This window comes from Arthrobacter sp. ov407, from assembly GCF_900102895.1.
GTDB lineage: Bacteria > Actinomycetota > Actinomycetes > Actinomycetales > Micrococcaceae > Arthrobacter.
Genome location: NZ_FNGD01000005.1, coordinates 295,223 through 301,489, shown reverse-complemented (window position 1 = coordinate 301,489; position 6,267 = coordinate 295,223). Strand labels below are relative to the sequence as shown.

The 6,267-nt window shown below is 65.6% G+C and carries 7 protein-coding genes; 4 read left to right on the top strand and 3 right to left on the bottom strand.

Going from position 1 to position 6,267, the window contains the following annotated elements:
- Positions 1-32 precede the first annotated feature (32 nt).
- A protein-coding gene (locus BLS42_RS08950) for an IS3 family transposase (RefSeq protein ID WP_090579609.1) occupies positions 33-1,177 on the bottom strand; the annotation gives its coding sequence in 2 pieces (ribosomal slippage) (positions 33-901 and positions 901-1,177; 1,146 coding nt in all).
- Positions 1,178-1,297: 120 nt separating this feature from the next.
- On the opposite strand from BLS42_RS08950, the gene BLS42_RS08945 reads away from it, so the two are divergent.
- Together BLS42_RS08945 and BLS42_RS08940 are read left to right on the top strand one after the other, a co-directional pair.
- Positions 1,298-1,705 carry an SRPBCC domain-containing protein gene (locus tag BLS42_RS08945; protein ID WP_090579606.1) on the top strand — a complete coding sequence of 136 codons (408 nt, stop codon included), beginning with the start codon at positions 1,298-1,300 and terminating at the stop codon, positions 1,703-1,705.
- 70 nt (positions 1,706-1,775) lie between these two features.
- A complete protein-coding gene (locus BLS42_RS08940) occupies positions 1,776-2,414 on the top strand; it encodes a TetR/AcrR family transcriptional regulator (RefSeq protein WP_090579603.1) in 639 nt (212 codons plus the stop codon).
- A gap of 43 nt (positions 2,415-2,457) precedes the next feature.
- Here BLS42_RS08940 and BLS42_RS08935 read toward each other — a convergent pair whose 3' ends face one another.
- Positions 2,458-3,144 (bottom strand): LytR C-terminal domain-containing protein, encoded by a 687-nt coding sequence (locus BLS42_RS08935; protein ID WP_090579600.1) that lies wholly within the window; start codon positions 3,142-3,144, stop codon positions 2,458-2,460.
- Positions 3,137-3,436: a type II toxin-antitoxin system VapB family antitoxin gene (locus tag BLS42_RS08930; protein WP_026266597.1), complete on the bottom strand. Its 300-nt coding sequence runs from the start codon at positions 3,434-3,436 to the stop codon at positions 3,137-3,139. Before BLS42_RS08930 ends, BLS42_RS08935 begins: the two co-directional genes overlap by 8 nt.
- A 180-nt stretch (positions 3,437-3,616) precedes the next feature.
- On the opposite strand from BLS42_RS08930, the gene BLS42_RS08925 reads away from it, so the two are divergent.
- The gene (locus tag BLS42_RS08925) at positions 3,617-4,531 is read left to right on the top strand and encodes a Cof-type HAD-IIB family hydrolase (RefSeq protein ID WP_090579598.1); all 915 of its coding nucleotides are present in this window, start codon (positions 3,617-3,619) and stop codon (positions 4,529-4,531) included.
- A 155-nt stretch (positions 4,532-4,686) separates the two neighbouring features.
- Positions 4,687-6,261, top strand: a complete 1,575-nt coding sequence (locus BLS42_RS08920) for a stealth family protein (protein ID WP_256336353.1) — start codon at positions 4,687-4,689, stop codon at positions 6,259-6,261.
- Positions 6,262-6,267 lie beyond the last annotated feature (6 nt).

Genomic DNA, 6,267 nt, shown 5'->3' with positions numbered 1-6,267 from the left:
GGGACTGCCCCGGCTTTTGTTGACTCGGGGTCTTAGGCCGCTGTGAGCGCGGTCCGGTTGATTGTTTCATATTCGATTGGCGTTAGTTTTCCCAGCCGTCGTTGCCGTCGCCGGCGGTGGTAGGTCCGCTCGATCCAGATTGTGATTGCCAGCCGGAGTTCCTGCCGTGTGAGCCACCGCTGACGGTCCAGGACGTTCTTTTGCAGCAGGGAGAAGAACGATTCCATCGCGGCGTTGTCCGCGCACGCACCGACCCGGCCCATCGATCCGGTGAGCCCGTGGTGCCGAAGCGATTCGACGAACCGGCGGGACCGGAACTGGGATCCCCGATCCGAATGCACCACCGTTCCTGCCGGGCGGCGTGCCCGCACCGCGTTCTCCAGTGCGGCCACGGCCAGCGAGGATTTCATCCGCGAGTCCATCGAGTATCCGACGATCCTGCCGGAATAGACGTCCTTCACCGCGCAGAGGTAGAGCTTCCCTTCACCGGTGGGGTGCTCAGTGATGTCGGTCAGCCACAGCTCGTTCGGCGCCGCCGCGGTGAAGTCCCGCTCCACCAGGTCATCGTGGACCGGCGGTCCCGGCTTCCGGTTCAGGCCACGCTTCTTCGAAAACACCGACCAGATGCCATGGTCCCGGCACAGACGCTGCACCCTGTTCTCGCCCGCGGTGATGCCTTTCTCCGGGAGTTCATCGGCGATGAACCGGTACCCGAAGGCGGGATCGTCGTCATGGATGTCCAGCGCCGCGTTGACCAGGTGGGCATCCGCCCAGTCCCGTTCCGTCACCGGGCTGGATCTCCACCGGTAGTACCCTTGCTTGCTGAACTTCAACACCCTGCAGGTCACCGCCACGGGAATTCCCTGGGCGGCAAGATCCGTGACCAGCGGGTAGATCATTTTGGGTTTATGTCCCTCGCCAAATAGGCAGCAGCCCGGCGCAGAATCTCATTCTCCTGCTCCAACAAGCGGTTACGCTTCCTCAACTCCCGCATCTCGACCGACTCCGCCGCTGCCGGGCCGGCCCCGGATTCCTTACGCTCGGCAATGGCAATCCAGCGCTTCAACGTCGTGACCGAAAGCCCGAAATCCTTCGCAATCTGTGCCAGCGGCGCCCCGCCCTTGCGGGCCACATCAATAACATCCTGGCGGAACTCCGCCCCATAAGCCGTAGGCATGGTCAACATCCTTCCACGAGCACCCGCTCGCTAGGTCAAGGAGTCAACAAAACCGGGGGCAGTCCCCTCATAAGTCGTTCGCTTCATGCTGCGAATGAACGGGTGTCTCACAGCTGGTCGATGGCCGTGCCTGCGGACCACATCTGGTGGGGTCTCACCGACCCTGAGGCGTTGCCACGCTGGCTGGGGAAACTGACTTCTGGGAAATTCGTCGTCGGCAATTCCGTGACCATTCAGCATGCCGAAGGCTATTTCTGCACCAGCCGTATTCAGGAGTGTGAACCGGAGCGAATTCTTAGCATGACATGGGAGTTCCCAGACGAACCACCCTCGTATGTGAGGATTGTGCTCACTCCAGCCGGTGAGTCAACAGACTTGGCGCTGCACCACGACGGGCTCGGAAACGAGGCCGTCAACTACCTGCCTGGTTGGCACACCCACCTTCTTTACCTTGAAGCGCTACTCCTGGGTCAGCCCCGCTCCATGGCCGACTTCTGGTCCACGTATGACGGACTCACCGACTCCTAAGTTTCCGCGCCGGCCGTGTCACAGTCCGCCACCCGGCTGCTTTGGTGACAGATCGCGCTAAAGTGTCCGTATGCCCAGGATTTCGGCCGCGAGCAACGCCGCCCAACGTGCCGAGACCCAGCGCCGCATCCTGACCGCGTTCGGGGAGCTCCTCTTCACCCACGGGCTGCCCGGCCTGACCATGACGGACGTCGCGCGCCACGCCCAGATCGGCCGGACCGCCGTCTATAACTACTACGCGGACATCGAAGAGCTCTTGATCGCCTACGCCCTGGATGAGACGGAGCGGTTCCTGCTCGACCTGCGCGAATCACTCGATGCGCTGGAGAACCCGGTGGAGCGGCTGGCCGTCTACGTCCGGGCCCAGGTGGAGGATCTGAGCCGGCGCCACCTGCCGCCGGGGCCGGCCATGGCGGCCGTGCTCTCGCCGTCGTCGTTCGCCAAGCTCGCGGATCACGTTGGTGAGCTCAGCGTGCTCCTGCGGGGGATCCTGCGCGACGGCATGGCCCAGGGCTACCTGCCCGAGTCGGACATCGCCCAGCTCGCCCAGCTCATCCACGGCACGCTGTCCTCGAGCGCGGCCCGGGGCGACGGGGCGGGCCAGGACGCCGAGGCCGAGGCGCGGCTGGCCCGGACGGTGCGGTTCATCCAGCTGGGGGCAGGGGCCAGGTTCGACGACGCCGGCCGGCCGGTCAGCGCCAGCAGCTAGGCTGCGGCGCCCGAGACTGCGTCCCCGAACTGCGGCGCCCCAGCTACGGTGCCACGCCCGCCGTCGGCTTGGCCGTCGGCCGGATGGGCAGCCTGGAGTCATCCACGATGCGCCGGTCCTCGCGAGGGCAGCTGAGCCGGCCCGGCGTCTGGTCCACGAGCTCCGGTTTGGCCAGTTTCTTGAAGTCGCCGGTAATGATGACGTCCACGCTCGGGTCCGTGCGGTCGTCCTGGACATAGTCCGTGCCGGGCAGGTTCCGCTGGACGCTGAAGGCGGCCGACTGGCCGGCGGCACCGGAGACGATCAGCGCCACGCCGCGGTAGGTCGAAGTCGTGTTCCCCACGGCACCCACGAGGAACTTCCGGGCGGCGAACTGATTGGCCACGGTCCGGGCCAGGCCCGGGCGGCTCGTGGAGTTGTAGACGTTGACGTGGACCTTACCCGGTGGCGTGTAGTCGTAGGTGGCCTTCGGACACACCGACACTGCGGCCTTGCTCCGCTCCGCCGCGGGAAGCTTGATCTGGCCGTTCATGATGGCGAGGGCCACCACGATCGCCGTCGCGATCAGGCCGACAAGCATCACCAGGACCACGCCGTGAAGGATTCTGCGCCGCAGCCGGGTGGGGTTGTCTGCCGTATCTTCCTGCTCCACGAACGTGGCCCGCAGCTCGGAGCCACTGATGACGCGGTGCCCGTGCAGGACTCTGACGTCTGGCGGCTTCCTAGCCATTTATCACGAGGACCCGCGCGTGGATTGCGGTGCGCTGGTGCAACGCGGTGCGGACTGCCCGGTGCAGGCCGTCTTCAAGGTAGAGGACGCCGCGGTATTCCACGACGTGCGGAAAGAGGTCACCGAAAAACGTGGAGTCCTCGGCCAGCAGGGCTTCAAGGTCCAAGGTGCGCTTCGTGGTCACCAGCTCATCAAGCCGAACCGGACGCGGCGGCAGGGCCGCCCAGTCCTTGGGCGTGGTGTAACCATGGTCGGGGTACGGGCGTCCCTCGCCCACAGCTTTGAATATCACCATGCCAGCCTATGGAACTTGGACGCCCGAAGGAATCAAAGTCCGCGGGCGGCGTGAGGTTGTGGCCAAACAGTAACCATCTGTCACACGACGCACTGCCGCCAGTCACATCCAGCGCGGGTGGCGTCGATCTTCTGCACAGTTCACGCAAACGTTTCTCGCGGCTGACAGAATGGCCGTATGACTTCACCCGAGACTGCCCCTGTTCCGTCGCCGTCGGCCCCCCTTCTGGCGCTGCTGCTCGACGTCGACGGTCCGGTCGCGAGTCCGGTGACCCGCGTTGTCCAGCCGGGAATCATCGCGGATCTGGTAGCCCTGGCCGCCGCGGGCGTGCCGGTCATCTTCAACACGGGCCGGTCGGACGCGTTCATCCGCGAGCAGGTCATGGAACCGATGATCGCTGCCGGCATGCCCGCCGGCACTCTCATCCACGCCATTTGCGAGAAGGGCGCCGTCTGGTTCAGCTACACGGCGGAAGGCCCCGGGCCTGTCCACGTGGACCGTGAGCTCGCCATCCCGCAGTCCTTCGGCGACGACGTCCGCCGCCTGGTTGCCGAGGACTACTCCGCCCACATGTTCTACGACGAAACCAAGCGGGCCATGGTCTCCGTGGAGCAGCACATCGCCGTCGCCAACACCGATTACCGGGCCGAGCAGGAACTCTTCGACGCCGACGCCATGGACCTCATGGCCCGGCACGGACTCGGCGTGGTGCGGCTGGACCACCACGTCCCCGATTCGGATGACCAGATCGACTTCCGCGTCTATCCGACCATCATCTCCACCGATATCGAATCGGTCCGGCTGGGCAAGGACCTGGGCGCGAGCCGGGCAGTGGAGTTCCTGGCCGCGCAGGGCATCACGCCGCAGGCCTGGCGCACGGTGGGCGATTCCCGCACGGATTACGCCATGGCCGACTGGCTGCACCACAACGACCACCCCGTGAAGCACGTGGACGTCCGGCCTGCGGACGGCATCCCGGTCAAGCCCTACGAGGTTCTCACCGCTGCCGATCTGGGGCTCGGCGAGGACGTGATCCACGACGACGCCGGTGCCGCCTTCCTGCACCACTGGCTGGCCGTCGTCACCGGCTGAGGCCCGTTCCGCCGTCACAATCCGCGTTCACGTTCCGCCGTCATGCACGCCCGGTGCCGGCCGGTTTCCCGCGGCAATTTTGAGGCCCGCGTTATCATGCAAGTAGACACCAACGTACTTAAAGAAACGGGAGATCAGACATTACCGAAGCAGCGATCCAAGACGAGATTTACTATGGCAGCCAGGCATCCGCGGACGCCCACGCCGAGATCACGTCGGCGGCCGCCGTCGCCAGATTCCGGACCCGCTCCGATGTTGTCCGCCACCGCGGCCGCTATGCGCTGATCAACGAGAACCGCACGCCGTTCCAGGCCATGGTCGAGGACCTGATGTTCCTGCGTTCCGTCCTGGCCGACGCCGGCATCAGCTACCTGCTGGTCCGCGGCAACAACCACCGCCCGGTCGTAGCAGTCGACTGGAAGGACCGCAAGGAACTCCGCGACGCGCTCGTGGAGGCGTGCCGCGACGAGCCGTTCTATTCCATGAGCGTGGACGCCAAGAAGAAGTCCTCCGTGCTGGTGGCCGACGGCGAGCTTTCGCCGAACCGCCAGGCCCGGATCTTCCGGCTGTACCGGCCCCGGGTGGAGCCGGAGGGCGGCTTGGAATTCGGTGCCTCCGCCGGCGTCCAGCTGGAGCTCTGGAGCTTCGAGGGCGACCAGCTGATCCTGCCGATCGAGAACTCCCTGACGCGCCGCACCATGCTGGCCCAGGACGCGGTGCGCGGCACGGTGGAACGCTATGGCCACACGTGGCCCACCATCGAGAACATGTTCGCGGACCATGCCAGCGACATCAGCTTCGACGTCGACCTGGTGTTCTCATGGGTTGACGGCAGCTCCCCCGAGTACATCGCGGCCCGCCGCGCGCGCATGGCCGGGGTGGTGGTGGGAGAGGGAGATGACCACGAGGCCCGCTTCCGCCAGATCGATGAGCTCAAGTACGCCCTGCGCTCGGTCTACATGTTTGCGCCGTGGATCCGCCGGATCTTCATCGCCACGGACTCCCCCGCGCCGTCATGGCTGGCGGACCACCCCAGCGTCACGATCGTCCGCAGCGAGGAGTTTTTCGCCGACACTTCGGTTCTGCCCACGCACAATTCGCAGGCCGTGGAGTGCCAGCTGCACCACATCGAGGGGCTCTCCGAGCACTTCCTGTATTCGAACGACGACATGTTCTTCGGCCGCGCCGTCGGGCCGGACATGTTCTTCACCCCCGGCGGCATCACGAAGTTCATCGAGGCCGAGACCCGGATCGGGCTGGGCGACAACGACGCCGAACGCAGCGGCTTTGAGAACGCCGCCCGGGTAAACCGCAAGCTGCTCTGGAACCGCTTCGGCCGCATCACCACCCGGCACCTGGAGCACACGGCGGCCCCGCTGCGCCGCAGCGTGGTCGAGCAGATGGAACAGGAGTTCCCGGCCGAGTTTGCCAAGACGGCCGCGAGCACGTTCCGGGCCGCGGACAACATCTCCGTGACCAACTCGTTCTACCACTACTACGCGCTGCTCACGGGCCGGGCCGTGACCCAGACGGCTGCCAGGGTGAGATATGTGGACACCACGGCCCGGGCGGGCCTGAACTACCTGCCCAAGCTCCTGGCCAAGCGGAATATGGACTTCTTCTGCCTCAACGACGGCAGCTTCCCGGAGGTCCCGGCGGAAGAGCGGGCCGAGCTGGTCACGGATTTCCTGGAGAAGTACTACCCCATCAAGGCGCCCTGGGAGAAGTAACGTTCC